Origin of the sequence: Enterobacter chuandaensis (assembly GCF_003594915.1) — a bacterium.
GTDB lineage: Bacteria > Pseudomonadota > Gammaproteobacteria > Enterobacterales > Enterobacteriaceae > Enterobacter > Enterobacter chuandaensis.
The window spans coordinates 544,738-558,850 of the sequence record NZ_QZCS01000001.1; the positions used below are offsets into that span (position 1 = coordinate 544,738).

Genomic DNA, 14,113 nt, shown 5'->3' on the forward strand with positions numbered 1-14,113 from the left:
CTCAGCCCATGGGGAGAGGGAGAAAAGCACGCATAAAAAAACCGGGCTTCTGCCCGGTTTTTTACCCTAACGTTCAGCTTAGTGAGCCGCTTCCGGCTTGTGCTTCGCCGCGCTCTGGAAATCGTACGTCAGCTCGTTCTTCGCCTGGTCCAGCGCCACGGTCACCTGGCCGCCGTCCACCAGCGAGCCAAACAGCAGCTCGTTCGCCAGCGGTTTCTTCAGGTTGTCCTGAATCACACGCGCCATCGGACGGGCACCCATCGCACGGTCGTAGCCTTTCTCGGCCAGCCAGTTACGGGCCTCCTGGCTCACTTCCAGCGACACGCCTTTCTGATCCAGCTGAACCTGCAGCTCGACGATGAACTTGTCCACCACCTGATGGATCACCTCGGTAGACAGATGATCGAACCAGATAATGTTGTCCAGACGGTTACGGAACTCCGGCGTGAAGATCTTCTTGATCTCCTCCATCGCATCGGTGCTGTTATCCTGGTGGATCAGGCCTATGGATTTACGCTCGGTTTCACGCACCCCGGCGTTGGTGGTCATCACCAGCACCACGTTGCGGAAATCCGCCTTGCGCCCGTTGTTGTCGGTCAGCGTCCCGTTGTCCATCACCTGCAAGAGGATGTTGAACACGTCCGGGTGCGCTTTCTCGATTTCATCGAGCAGCAGTACCGCGTGCGGATGCTTGATCACCGCGTCGGTAAGCAGGCCGCCCTGGTCAAAGCCCACGTAGCCCGGAGGCGCACCAATCAAACGGCTGACGGTGTGACGCTCCATATACTCGGACATATCAAAGCGCAGCAGCTCAATGCCCAGCGCTTTGGAGAGCTGAACCGTCACCTCGGTTTTCCCCACGCCGGTTGGGCCAGCGAACAGGAAGGAACCGACAGGCTTGTGGTCATGCCCCAGTCCGGCACGGGCCATCTTGATCGCTTCGGTTAAGGCCTCAATGGCTTTATCCTGACCAAAGACCAGCATTTTCAGGCGGTTGCCGAGGGTGCGCAGCGTGTCGCGGTCGCTCTGAGAAACGCTCTTCTCGGGGATACGCGCGATGCGGGCCACCACGGACTCAATATCCGCCACGTTAACGGTTTTCTTACGCTTGCTGGCCGGCATCAGACGCGCACGCGCCCCTGCCTCATCAATCACGTCAATTGCCTTGTCCGGCAGGTGACGGTCGTTGATGTATTTCACCGCCAGCTCCACCGCGGCACGGACCGCTTTCGCGGTATAACGCACATCGTGGTGCGCTTCGTACTTGGTTTTCAGACCGTTGATGATCTGCACCGTTTCGTCAACGGACGGCTCGGTGACGTCGATTTTCTGGAAGCGACGCGCCAGCGCGCGGTCTTTCTCAAAGATGTTGCTGAACTCCTGGTACGTCGTGGAGCCCATCACGCGGATCTTGCCGCTTGAAAGCAGCGGTTTGATCAGGTTTGCCGCATCCACCTGGCCACCGGAAGCCGCACCTGCGCCGATGATGGTGTGGATCTCATCGATAAACAGAATGCTGTTGGTGTCCTGCTCCAGCTGTTTCAACAGCGCCTTGAAGCGCTTTTCGAAATCACCGCGGTATTTCGTGCCCGCCAGCAGCGAGCCGATATCCAGCGAGTAGATGGTGCAGTCGGCAATGACTTCCGGCACGTCGCCCTGCACAATGCGCCAGGCAAGACCTTCGGCAATCGCTGTTTTACCCACGCCGGACTCCCCCACCAGCAGCGGGTTATTCTTGCGGCGACGGCACAGCACCTGAATCGCGCGCTCCAGCTCTTTATCGCGGCCAATCAGCGGGTCGATGCCGCCAACGCGAGCAAGCTGATTAAGGTTGGTGGTGAAGTTTTCCATACGATCCTCCCCGCCTGCTTGCTCTTCATTGTTATTGACCTGGTTGCTGGAATCCGATGCCTGGTTAGGCTCGTCTTTGCGCGTTCCGTGAGAAATAAAGTTAACCACGTCGAGGCGGCTGACTTCGTGTTTGCGCAGCAGATAGGCAGCCTGTGACTCCTGCTCGCTGAAGATGGCGACTAAGACGTTTGCGCCAGTCACTTCGCTACGTCCGGAAGACTGGACGTGGAATACCGCGCGCTGCAGCACGCGCTGGAAGCTGAGCGTCGGCTGCGTGTCGCGCTCCTCTTCACTGGCAGGCAGCACCGGTGTGGTTTGTTCGATGAAGGCTTCGAGTTCCTGACGCAGCGCCACCAGATCCACGGAGCAGGCTTCCAGCGCTTCGCGGGCAGATGGGTTGCTAAGCAGTGCGAGCAGTAAATGCTCGACGGTCATAAACTCATGTCGGTGCTCACGCGCTCTGGCGAAAGCCATGTTTAAACTGAGTTCCAGTTCTTGATTGAGCATAGGCACCTCCCCCAATTTTATGCCTTATCAGGCCTTTTCCAGCGTACACAGCAACGGATGCTCGTTCTCCCTCGCATAGTCGTTCACCATCGCCACTTTGGTTTCCGCCACCTCGGCGGTAAAAATGCCGCAGATAGCTTTGCCACGATAATGAACGGTAAGCATCAGTTGCGTTGCACGTTCTACATCATAAGAAAAGAACTTTTGTAGCACGTCAATAACAAATTCCATCGGCGTGTAATCATCGTTCATTAACATAACTTTATACATAGATGGCGGTTTTAGCGCGTCACGCACTTTGTCTTCCGCCAGCTGGTCAAAATCCAGCCAATCGTTGGTCTTACCCATTTTGCATAACCACTTTGAATCTACCTCAGATGTTAGATAACAATCATCTATTACTGTCATCCGCGATGTCTGTCACAAACTGTTGCAATAGCGTTAACTGCTTCAAACTTTGGTTGATTATTGTCCCAACTCCAGCGCCAAACGCTTGACGACTTCTTTCGTTTCTCTAAATTGTACAAGCGTGAGATGGCGAGGTTTTGAACAGCCCCCACTCCACCACCGGTTCATTCCATCTTAATTTATAAGATTTACGAAGGATGTCGAAGCATGGAAATGGGTACTGTTAAGTGGTTCAACAACGCCAAGGGGTTTGGCTTCATCTGCCCCGAAGGCGGCGGCGAAGATATCTTCGCTCACTATTCCACCATTCAGATGGATGGTTACAGGACGCTCAAAGCCGGGCAGTCCGTCCGGTTCGATGTACACCAGGGGCCAAAAGGCAATCATGCAAGCCTAATCGTACCCGTTGAAGCAGAAACGGTTGCATAGCTCTCTGTTTTATTGTGTACATCACGCAGTCAAAATGCCAGCCCGATCGGCTGGCATTTTTATTTTCGGGTTATTCCCGCGCCAGCGCATCCACCGGATCCAGCCGCGCCGCGTTGCGGGCGGGCAACCAGCCAAACAAAATACCGGTAAACGTTGAACAGAGAAAAGCGGTCAATATTGCCACTGGCGAAAAGCCAATCTCCCAGCTAGGTAAGAAGAGCTGGAGCGCAAAGGCGATCATCATCGAAAGGGCAATGCCCATCGCGCCGCCCACCAGACACACCAGCACCGCCTCAATCAGAAACTGCTGGAGTACGTCGCTGGCTCTGGCTCCGACCGCCATGCGGATGCCGATCTCTCTCGTGCGTTCGGTCACCGACACCAGCATGATGTTCATCACCCCGATACCGCCGACGACCAGCGAGATCACCGCCACCAGCGTCAGGAACAGCTGAAGAGTACGTGTGGTCTTTTCCGCCGTTTTCAAGAGGCCGTCCATATTCCAGGTGAAGAAATCCTTCTTCCCGTGGCGCAATGTTAACAGCCGTTCCAGCTGCTGTTCCGCCAGCGCGCTGTCGTAGCCCTCCTTCACGCGCACGGTGATGGAGTTAAGCCAGGACTGGCCCATGATCCTCCCGGAAATGGTGGTATACGGCAGCCAGACGCGCAGGATCTTGCTGCTTCCAAACATCGACTGCTTCTCTTCCGCCACGCCGATGACCGTAGCTGGCATGTTGCCGACCAGAATCACCTCACCCACCACGTTCACTTTATTGGGAAAGAGCTGCCTGCGCGAGTTGGCGTCCAGCACCACCACCTGCGCCCTGCCCGCGAGCTGTTCGGCGTTGAAAGTGGCGCCTTCGCTGAAGGTCATACCGTAAACGTTAAAGTAATCGCCGCTCACGCCGTTGGCGCTGGCCGCCACATCGATGTTGCCGTAGCGCAGACGCAGGTTTTGCGAGACCGCAGGCGTGGCGGAGTTCACCCACGGCTGCTTCTGAATCGCCGCCAGATCGTCATACTTCAGCGCCTGCTGATACTGCGGCTCGTCGTCGCCGAAATCTTTACCGGGATAGACGTCAATGGTGTTGGTCCCGATGGCGCGAATATCCGCCAGCACCAGCTGCTTCGCCGCGTCGCCCACCACCACAATCGACACCACCGAGGCAATACCGATAATGATGCCGAGCATCGTCAGCAGGGTGCGCATTTTGTTAGCCGCCATCGCCAGCCAGGCCATGGTCAGCGCTTCACGAAAGCCGCTGGAGAACTGCCCCCAGCCGGTTGCTGCCGGTAGCGCTTCCTTCGGTGCCGCCGCGCGGGACTCACGCGGCGGCGGGTTGCTCACCAGCTCGCCGTCGTGGATCTCAATAATGCGTTCCGCCTGCTTTGCCACCTGCGGATCGTGGGTGACGATAATCACCGTGTGGCCCTGATCGCGCAGTTGGTGCAGGATCGCCATCACCTCTTCGCCGGAGTGGCTGTCGAGCGCCCCGGTCGGTTCATCCGCGAGGATCACCTGCCCGCCGTTCATCAGCGCACGGGCAATACTCACGCGCTGCTGCTGGCCGCCGGAAAGCTGTGACGGCTGGTACTCCACCCGCTCCGCCAGCCCCAGACGCGTTAACAGCGCCTTCGCGCGCTCAAGCCGTTTCTTGCGCTCGACGCCCGCATACACCGCAGGAACTTCCACGTTCTGCGCCGCACTCAGGTGAGAGAGCAAGTGGTAGCGCTGGAATATAAAGCCAAAATGTTCCCGGCGCAGCTTCGCCAGCGCGTCGCCGTCCAGCGTCGAGACGTCCGTCCCGGCCACCCGATAGGTGCCGCTGGTCGGTTTATCCAGGCAGCCGAGAATGTTCATCAGCGTCGATTTACCGGAACCCGACGCGCCAACTATCGCCACCATCTCGCCCGCTTCCACGCGCAGCGAGATGCCTTTCAGCACCTCCACCGGGCCGTCGCCGGACGGATAGCTGCGACGAATGTCTTTCAGCTCAAGCAGCGCGGTCATTTAGCGGCCCCGGACAGGCTTTCACTGACAACAACCTCCTCGCCCTCTTCCAGCCCTTTCACCACCACCACGTCGGTGTCGTTGCGCGCGCCAATCACCACCTCGCGCTCGCGCGTTTCACCATTGCGCAGCACTTTCACCTTGTAGCGATTGTCCCCGGCGGATTCACCCAGCGCGGAGAGCGGAACGGTCAGCACGTTTTTCACGCCGGTCAGCTGGATATGCACCTGCGCGGTCATGTCCAGGCGCAGCACGCCTTTCGGGTTTGGCACTTCGAAGCGTGCATAGTAGAAAATGGCGTCGTTAACCTTTTCCGGCGTTGGCAGAATGTCTTTCAGCACGCCTTCGTAGCGGGTTTGCGGGTCGCCGAGTACGGTAAACCAGGCGTTCTGCCCCGGCTTAAGATGGATCACGTCTGCCTCGGAGACCTGCGCTTTCACCAACATGGTGCTCATGTCCGCCAGCGTCAGAATGTTTGGCGCCTGCTGGGCGGCAATCACCGTCTGGCCCTGCAGCGTGGTGATTTGCGTCACTTCCCCGGCCATCGGCGCAACGATTTTTGTATAATCGAGGTTGGTTTTCGCCGTATCCAGCGAGGCCTGATTACGTTTAATTTGCGCGTCGATCGTGCCAATCTGCGCCTGTTTCACCGCCAGCTCCGTCGCGGCGGTGTCTAAATCCTGCTTTGAAATAGCCTGGGTTTTCGCCAGCGCCTGCTGGCGAGTCAGCGTCACCTGAGCGAGATTACGCTCTGCCAGCGCCTGTGCACGCTGGGCGCGCAGCTCCATCAGCGTGGCTTCCACTTCTCGGATCTGGTTCTCGGCCTGCTCAGGGTCGATAACGCCAAGCAGCTGGCCTTTATTCACCTTGTCGCCAATCTCTACTGACAGCGTTTTCAGCTGGCCGCTGACCTGCGCGCCGACGTCAACCTTGCGTAGCGCATCAAGCTTGCCCGTCGCAAGGACGTTTTGCTGCAGTTCTCCCGGGCGAACGATCAGCGTCTGGTACTGCGGCACTGGCGCGTTAAGCACCTGCCATAACCAGAATCCACCGACTAAAATCACCAGCGCCAGCAGCAGAAACAGCGTTCTGCGTTTTCCCTTGAGGTTCATAAATATTCCAAATAAATGTTCTGGCAATAATAAACGTTGATTCTATCTAAACGACTCCTTAACGAAACCCCTGTTCTCCGAAATCGCCGTAATTTGTTTACAAGACGTTGATATTTCCCCTGTTGAAATAGCGATATTCAAAAAGACTCAGGATTTATCATGTCTTCCATCGTCGATACACCCTATTCAAACCTGACGCAGCCGACATCCGGCTGGCAACTTTTCAAAAACCTGGCGTCCGGGAAGATCGCACCCGGGCTGGCGTGGCAGAACCCCGCTTATCGTCGTAAGTTCATGTTGCGTTCACTGGCGACGCCCGTAAGTACGTCCCGCCTGTTAACGAGCCTGGCAAAACAACCGCGTCTGATGCAGATGTTGCAGGTACAGCCCGGTTTGCCGTGCCGGCTTCACCGTCCCTGGCTGACGGTGAAGATGGATCGCCAGCACGCGCTGGAATCCCTGAACTGGCACTATCAGGCCATGAGCCGCCAGCTTCCCGCGTCACTGATGAAGGGCTATCTTTCGGCGCAGGGCGTTAAGTTGCTGACGTTAACCGGCAAAGATGAGCAGGAATTTACCGTCCGTCTGTGTGCCGATGCGTTCCTGGATAAAGAGGGAGAAGCCACCCTCGTTTTCTGTGACAGTGAGAATACGGTGCTGGCGGAGATCACCTTTACGCTCTGCCAGCTTGAAGGAAAATCGACGCTGTTCATCGGCGGCTTGCAGGGGGCGAAAGCGCATGTTCCCCATGAGCTGATCCAGAAGGCGACAAAAGCCTGCCACGGTCTGTTCCCGAAACGCCTGCTGGTTGAAGCCGCCATGACGCTCGGCGCCGCCTTCCCGGTCGCGCAGATTGTTGCCGTCAGTAATGCCACCCATATTTATCGCAGCTGGCGCTACCGCAAGAAAAAAGAGGGAAAACTGCTGGCCGATTACGACAGCTTCTGGAGCTCACTCGGTGGGGAAAAACTGGAAAGCGGTCACTTTATGCTGCCGCTTGCCATGCCGCGTAAACCGATGGAAGAGATCGCGAGCAAAAAACGTTCCGAATACCGTCGCCGCTACGCGCTGCTGGACAGCCTGATTCAGCAGGTGAAACAGGCGACCGAACGTTAATCCGCCCTTCCGCGTGCCAGCCACAGCACGCGGGAGAACATCTTGCGCAGCAGCGTCGGAACCGCCTCGACGCCCCGCCTTCCCGCTTCCGTCGCCACTTCTATGGCTAAATCCGGTTTCGACGAGCGGTGAATGGCTTTGGCGATCACGCGCCGCATGTTCATCGGGACGTCGACCGGCACCATCGCAATGCGGTGGAATACGTCGTCAAAACCCTGACGATACATGAAGTGCTCCATGTCCATCGCCGGCAGCATCGTTAAGTGGTCCCGTTCTTCTTCCCGCTCGTTGTTCAGCAGGCTGCGCACAGTTGAGGCATATTTTTTCCCCGCCTCGTCACCGTCCACCAGCACATGCCATTCAATTCCCATTCGCCGGGCAAATTTTATCAGCGGTTTTAATCCCGACTGGGCAAATTCGATCACCTTAATGCCTTCAGCATCAAAATGGTGGCCGCACTGGCGCGCCAGCTCGTTGATGACCCAGGTCTCCGTTTCCCCCTCCACCAGCAGCCAGCAGCGGGCAAAGAGTGACGACGCGCGATTAAAGCGGATATGAAACGCAATACGCCGCCCGTCTTCGGCGTTCATCCCGCCGGGCCCGAGACGGTACGCGGAAACCCGCGCAGACTCGCGCACCAGACGGCAGATGTGCTCCACCGGCGTCAGCGATAACAGTTCACCGGAATTGGTGGTGGTAATCCGCTGGAGCGGCAGCAGATTCAGCAGGTGCCACGCCACGGAGAGCATAATGGGGTGCAGACGCGTTTCCGGATCTTCCACCAGCAGCAGCGGGCGGGCATCCCTGTCAAGACGCACGGTGCCTTTCGCCTGCAGAAGCGTTGAAAACAGCCCCAGCAAAATCACCCGATGGGTTCGGCCACCGGGCCGATCGATCATCCGGTTGATGATGTCGAGATAGCGCCAGCTGCGTTGTTCATCATGAGAGCGGCGGCGCATCAGACGATGGCGGGACGCCGAGGTGCCCTGCTCGGAAAAATAGTGTTCCAGCAGTTGTACCATCGCCGACAGCCCCTGACGAATCTGACCATCGGTGAGGTTCTGCGGACGTGACACCAGCTCTCGCGCCAGGAAATCCAGCTCGCGGGCGGTGACTTCCACCTCCGGCATATTCGGTACGGTACCGTTACGGATACGGCGCATAAAACGCGCATCGCGCAGGCGTAACACTGGCGTCAGGCGGATCAAATGGCGTGCCAGATCGTCGATGTTGTCGAGCGGGATCGGGCTGGCCTTCTCATCAAGAAATTCACGCAGGGTCAGCACCCCTTCGTTCTCCGTCATCTCGCCTTCCAGCCGATAGAAAATCCGGTGGAAACCGTCGTCGCACGGTACCCAGCAGGGCGACAGCGAGCGGAAGCGACGCACGCGGTGACGTCCGGGCTCGGATTCGCGGAACGTAAGGATAATGTGCAGGTGCTTTTCGCGGCCCGCGATGTCGCCGGGCGGGAACCAGAAATCATCGTGAACGAAGTGATACAAATCGTCTTCGGGTGAAAGCAGGAGCGTCAGCGCATCCAGCAGGCTGGACTTCCCCCACGCGTTTTCGCCGATCAGGACGTTGTTCTGCTCCAGCTGCAGCGACAGACGGTTAATACCACGAAATCCGACAATTTCCGCACGTTCGAGAAGCATAAATCCCCCGCGAAATGATCACTTTTTCCTTTAAGTTATCAGCAGTATAGCGGGAGGAATCTTGTCACGACAGCACAACATTCATTCTTATAAGAATTGGTCTATGCTCTATTTACCGCTGACTGGAACAAGGATTGACATCACATTGCCTTAAATCAAATTAATTGAATTTATTTAAGTGGCGAAGGGGTGTTGTTGGTTTCTAAAATAATGGCTCTTTGAGTCGTCATCCCTTTATGGCGATATCCCGCGCGCAGGAAAGCGCACGGTCATTTATTATTGAGGTGGTTATGTTTAGAAAATTAGCAGCAGAATGCTTTGGTACATTCTGGCTGGTATTTGGTGGCTGCGGTAGTGCCGTTCTGGCAGCAGCTTTTCCGGAATTAGGCATTGGTTTTGTTGGCGTCGCGCTGGCGTTTGGCTTAACCGTATTAACCATGGCGTTTGCCGTGGGGCATATTTCCGGCGGTCATTTTAACCCGGCAGTGACATTAGGTTTATGGGCGGGCGGCCGTTTCCCGGCGAAAGAGGTTATTGGCTACATCGTGGCGCAGGTGGTGGGTGGTATTATTGCGGCAGGCGTCCTGTACGTGATTGCCAGCGGTAAAGCCGGGTTCGACGCGGCGGCCAGCGGCTTCGCCTCTAACGGCTTCGGCGAACACTCTCCGGGCGGCTACTCCATGCTGTCTGCCATCGTGATTGAAATTGTGCTGACCGCCGGCTTCCTGCTGGTGATCCATGGCGCAACCGACAAACACGCGCCTGCAGGCTTCGCGCCAATCGCCATTGGTCTGGCGCTGACGCTGATCCACCTGATTTCTATTCCGGTCACCAACACCTCCGTTAACCCGGCGCGCAGCACCGCCGTCGCCATTTTCCAGGGCGGCTGGGCCCTTGAGCAGCTGTGGCTGTTCTGGGTGATGCCGATTATCGGCGGTATTCTGGGCGGCGTGCTGTACCGCACTCTGCTGGAAAAACGCGATTAATTAAGTGCGGCCTGTAACGTCGGGTGGCGCTAACGCTTACCCGACCTACGTGAGTGTGCACTTTGTAGGCCGGGTAAGGCGCAGCCGCTACCCGGCTTTATTTTGCCGCTTTACTGAGCAGCCTTTATTGGGTAGTGTCTCTGGCGCTTAACAGATACTCAAAAGGACCGGCTGTTCATGTTCTCAGGACTCCTCATTATTCTGCTGCCCCTGATTGTGGGCTATCTCATCCCGCTGCATCAGGAATCCGCATTACGGCTTATCAACCGTTTTCTCAGCTGGATTGTTTACGTCATTCTCTTTTTTATGGGGATCAGTCTGGCCTTTCTGGATAATCTGGCGACGAATTTGCTTTCCATCCTGCATTATTCTGCGGTCACCGTGGTGGTTATTTTGCTGTGCAATATTGCCGCGCTGCTGTGGCTGGAACGCATTATTCCGTGGAAAAATAACCATCATCAGGAAAAACTCCCTTCACGAATTGCGATGGCACTGGAGTCATTAAAACTCTGCGGCGTGGTGGTGCTCGGTTTTCTTCTGGGTCTTACCGGATGGGCATTTTTGCAGCACGCGACAGAAGCCAGCGAATATACCCTGATCTTCCTGTTGTTCCTGATCGGTATTCAACTGCGAAATAACGGCATGACGCTGAAACAGATTGTCCTGAATCGTCGGGGAATGATGGTTGCCGTTATTGTTGTCGCCAGTTCAATGGTGGCAGGGGTCATCAATGCCTTTATTCTCGATCTGCCGCTGAAGACCGGCCTGGCGATGGCCTCCGGATTCGGCTGGTATTCCCTCTCCGGTATTCTGCTGACCGAATCGTTCGGGCCGGTGATCGGCAGCGCCGCCTTCTTTAACGATCTGGCACGCGAGCTGATTGCCATCATGCTGATCCCGGGTCTGGTTCGCCGCAGCCGCTCAACCGCGCTGGGCCTGTGCGGCGCAACGTCGATGGATTTCACCCTACCGGTATTACAACGCTCCGGGGGCCTGGAGATGGTGCCTGCCGCCATCGTGCACGGTTTTATTTTGAGCCTGCTGGTTCCCGTTCTCATGGCATTTTTCTCTGCCTGATACCTCTGTGGCGGTAGGGCTCCTGCCGTCAAAATTGCGCTAAATCAATATCCCTCTATTTTGTAGCAGAAAGCCCTTTCCACCACTCAGCCACAGGCATAATCTTAAACATGTATATTAAATATAACTTTTACAGGTGTGATTATGTTTTGTGTGCAATGTGAACAAACCATCCGTACCCCGGCAGGCAACGGCTGCTCTTACGCACAGGGTATGTGCGGCAAAACCGCAGAAACATCAGACCTGCAGGACCTGCTGATCGCTGCCCTGCAAGGCCTTTCCGCATGGGCCTTCAAAGCCCGCGAATACGGTATTATCGACCATTATGTCGACAGCTTCGCCCCGCGCGCCTTCTTCTCCACCCTGACCAACGTCAACTTTGATTCCCCGCGCATTGTCGGCTATGCCCGCGAAGCGATTGCCCTGCGCGAAGCGCTAAAGGCGCAGTGCCTGAATGCCGATGCCAGCGCCCGTGTGGACAACCCGATGTCAGAACTGCAGCTGGTGAGCGACGATCTGGGTGAATTACAGCGTCAGGCGGCAGATTTCACCCCCAATAAAGACAAAGCGGCGATTGGCGAGAACATTCTCGGCCTGCGCCTGCTCTGCCTGTACGGCCTGAAGGGCGCTGCAGCCTATATGGAGCATGCGCACGTGCTTGGCCAGTACGATAACGACATCTACGCCCAGTACCACAAAATCATGGCGTGGCTGGGCACCTGGCCTGCCGATATGAATGCGCTGCTTGAGTGCTCAATGGAAATCGGCCAGATGAACTTCAAAGTGATGAGCATTCTGGATGCCGGTGAAACCAGCACCTACGGTCATCCAACGCCAACGCAGGTCAATGTGAAAGCGACTGAAGGCAAATGTATTCTCATCTCCGGCCACGACCTGAAAGATCTCTACAATCTGCTGAAGCAGACCGAAGGCACCGGCGTTAACGTCTATACCCACGGCGAAATGCTGCCCGCACACGGCTACCCGGAGCTGCGTAAATTCAAACATCTGATCGGTAACTACGGCAGCGGCTGGCAGAATCAGCAGGTTGAATTTGCCCGCTTCCCTGGCCCGATTGTGATGACGTCTAACTGCATCATCGACCCGACTGTCGGCGCGTATGATGACCGCATCTGGACCCGTAGCATCGTCGGCTGGCCGGGCGTGAGCCACCTCGAAGGCGACGATTTCGGTCCGGTGATTGCCCAGGCGCAGCAGATGGCAGGCTTCCCGTACAGCGAGATCCCTCACCTGATCACCGTCGGCTTCGGTCGCGAAACCCTGCTGGGCGCTGCAGATTCACTGATTGATCTCGTCAGCCGTGAAAAGCTTCGCCACATCTTCCTCGTTGGCGGCTGCGACGGCGCGCGCGGCGAGCGTAACTACTTCACCGATTTCGCCACCAGCGTGCCGGAAGACTGCCTGATCCTGACCCTGGCGTGCGGAAAATACCGTTTCAACAAGCTGGATTTCGGCAACATCGAAGGTCTGCCGCGCCTGATCGATGCAGGCCAGTGTAACGATGCTTACTCGGCCATCATTCTGGCGGTCACGCTGGCGGAAAAACTCGGCTGCGGCGTCAACGACCTGCCGCTGTCGCTGGTGCTCTCCTGGTTCGAGCAGAAAGCGATCGTGATCCTGCTGACCCTGCTCTCGCTCGGCGTCACCAACATCGTGACCGGCCCGACCGCGCCTGGCTTCCTGACGCCGGACCTGCTGGCGGTACTGAACGAGAAATTCGGCCTGCGTTCCGTGACCAACGTTGAAGATGATATGAAGCAATTGCTGAGCGCGTAAGGAGTTACTCATGACCATGCCAACCTCACAATGTCCGTGGCGGATGCAGGTTCATCACATCCATCAGGAGACGCCGGATGTGTGGACGCTGTCGCTGCTCTGTCACGACTATTATCCGTATCGTGCGGGCCAGTATGCGCTGGTCAGCATCCGCAATTCCGCGGACACCCTGCGCGCCTACACGCTCTCCTCCACGCCGGGCGTGAGCGAGTACATTACGCTCACTATCCGCCGCATTGATGACGGTGCCGGCTCGCAGTGGCTGACCCGTGACGTGAAGCGCGGGGATTACATCTGGCTGTCTGACGCGCAGGGGGATTTCACCTGTGACGACAAGGCAGACGATAAATTCCTGCTGCTGGCGGCGGGCTGTGGCGTAACGCCGATCATGTCGATGCGTCGCTGGCTGGCGAAGAACCGCCCGCAGGCCGACGTGCAGGTTATTTTCAGCGTGCGCTCTCCGGAGGATGTGATTTTTGCCGAGGAGTGGCGAGATTATCCGGTGACGCTGGTAGCGGAGCACAACGCGACCCACGGTTTTGTGCCCGGTCGCCTGAGCCACGAGCTGCTGCAAAGCGTGCCGGATATGGCGAACCGTACCGTGATGACCTGCGGCCCGGCGCCGTACATGGATATCGTGGAGAAAGAAGTGAAAGCGCTTGGTGTGACCCGCTTCTTCAAAGAGCAGTTCTTCACGCCTGTTGCAGAAGCGGCAACCAGCGGGATTCAGTTCACTAAACTGCAGCCCGCACAGACCTTCTTTGGCCGCGTGGGCACCACGCTGCTGGAGGCGCTGGAAAGCAACAAGGTGCCGGTAGTCGCGGCCTGCCGCGCAGGCGTATGCGGCTGCTGTAAAACGAAAGTGGTTTCCGGGAAGTACAGCGTCACCAGCACCATGACGTTGACCAACGCGGAAATTGCCGAGGGTTACGTGCTGGCATGCTCGTGTCACCCGCAGAGTGATTTGGTCCTCGCATAAACGATAAATGTTCGATCGTAGGCCCGGTAAGCGTTAGCGCCACCGGGCTTTTTGTCGGGTGGCACCGCGTTTACCCGACCTACGTTGTGCATGCTGCCTGTACGGCAGTGAACTGGAACAATCTACAATTATCACGTTGTCAGATAAAGAATCACCCTTAAACCCTTTTTTCACGACTTACCATT

At 56.9% G+C, this 14,113-nt stretch carries 11 protein-coding genes; 6 read left to right on the forward strand and 5 right to left on the reverse strand.

What is annotated here, in order from left to right; all coding sequences use genetic code 11:
* Nucleotides 1–78: 78 nt before the first annotated feature.
* Together clpA and clpS are read right to left on the reverse strand one after the other, a co-directional pair.
* Nucleotides 79–2,358 (reverse strand): ATP-dependent Clp protease ATP-binding subunit ClpA, encoded by a 2,280-nt coding sequence (gene clpA / locus D5066_RS02760; RefSeq protein WP_028012550.1) that lies wholly within the window; start codon nt 2,356–2,358, stop codon nt 79–81.
* Between the two features lie 27 nt (nt 2,359–2,385).
* Complete coding sequence (gene clpS / locus D5066_RS02765) at nt 2,386–2,706, reverse strand: ATP-dependent Clp protease adapter ClpS (RefSeq protein ID WP_006174393.1); 321 nt, start codon at nt 2,704–2,706, stop codon at nt 2,386–2,388.
* 267 nt (nt 2,707–2,973) lie between these two features.
* Here clpS and cspD point away from each other — a divergent pair, with 267 nt between their 5' ends.
* Nucleotides 2,974–3,195, forward strand: a complete 222-nt coding sequence (gene cspD, locus D5066_RS02770) for a cold shock-like protein CspD (RefSeq protein WP_006809408.1) — start codon at nt 2,974–2,976, stop codon at nt 3,193–3,195.
* A 70-nt stretch (nt 3,196–3,265) separates the two neighbouring features.
* Here the strand turns inward: cspD and macB are convergent, their stop codons facing one another.
* Entirely contained in the window at nt 3,266–5,206 is a 1,941-nt protein-coding gene (gene macB / locus D5066_RS02775; RefSeq protein WP_119914975.1) for a macrolide ABC transporter ATP-binding protein/permease MacB, read from the reverse strand.
* Entirely contained in the window at nt 5,203–6,318 is a 1,116-nt protein-coding gene (macA, locus tag D5066_RS02780) for a macrolide transporter subunit MacA (RefSeq protein ID WP_119914976.1), read from the reverse strand. Before macA ends, macB begins: the two co-directional genes overlap by 4 nt.
* 159 nt (nt 6,319–6,477) lie before the next feature.
* On the opposite strand from macA, the gene D5066_RS02785 reads away from it, so the two are divergent.
* A complete protein-coding gene (locus tag D5066_RS02785) occupies nt 6,478–7,434 on the forward strand; it encodes a VirK/YbjX family protein (RefSeq protein ID WP_119914977.1) in 957 nt (318 codons plus the stop codon).
* Here the strand turns inward: D5066_RS02785 and D5066_RS02790 are convergent.
* Nucleotides 7,431–9,089 (reverse strand): ATP-dependent endonuclease, encoded by a 1,659-nt coding sequence (locus tag D5066_RS02790; protein ID WP_119914978.1) that lies wholly within the window; start codon nt 9,087–9,089, stop codon nt 7,431–7,433. The two genes, D5066_RS02785 and D5066_RS02790, sit on opposite strands and share 4 nt — an antisense overlap.
* 290 nt (nt 9,090–9,379) lie before the next feature.
* Between D5066_RS02790 and aqpZ the strand changes: the two genes are divergently transcribed.
* The 4 genes from aqpZ to hcr all read left to right on the forward strand — a co-directional run bounded on the left by aqpZ (nt 9,380) and on the right by hcr (nt 13,928).
* Nucleotides 9,380–10,075: an aquaporin Z gene (gene aqpZ, locus D5066_RS02795; protein ID WP_008499998.1), complete on the forward strand. Its 696-nt coding sequence runs from the start codon at nt 9,380–9,382 to the stop codon at nt 10,073–10,075.
* 177 nt (nt 10,076–10,252) lie between these two features.
* On the forward strand, nt 10,253–11,152 hold the full coding sequence (locus tag D5066_RS02800) for a LysO family transporter (RefSeq protein ID WP_080327722.1): 900 nt from the start codon (nt 10,253–10,255) through the stop codon (nt 11,150–11,152).
* Between the two features lie 144 nt (nt 11,153–11,296).
* Nucleotides 11,297–12,949, forward strand: a complete 1,653-nt coding sequence (hcp, locus tag D5066_RS02805) for a hydroxylamine reductase (protein WP_080327723.1) — start codon at nt 11,297–11,299, stop codon at nt 12,947–12,949.
* A gap of 10 nt (nt 12,950–12,959) precedes the next feature.
* Nucleotides 12,960–13,928 (forward strand): NADH oxidoreductase, encoded by a 969-nt coding sequence (gene hcr / locus D5066_RS02810; protein ID WP_119914979.1) that lies wholly within the window; start codon nt 12,960–12,962, stop codon nt 13,926–13,928.
* Nucleotides 13,929–14,113: the final 185 nt, after the last annotated feature.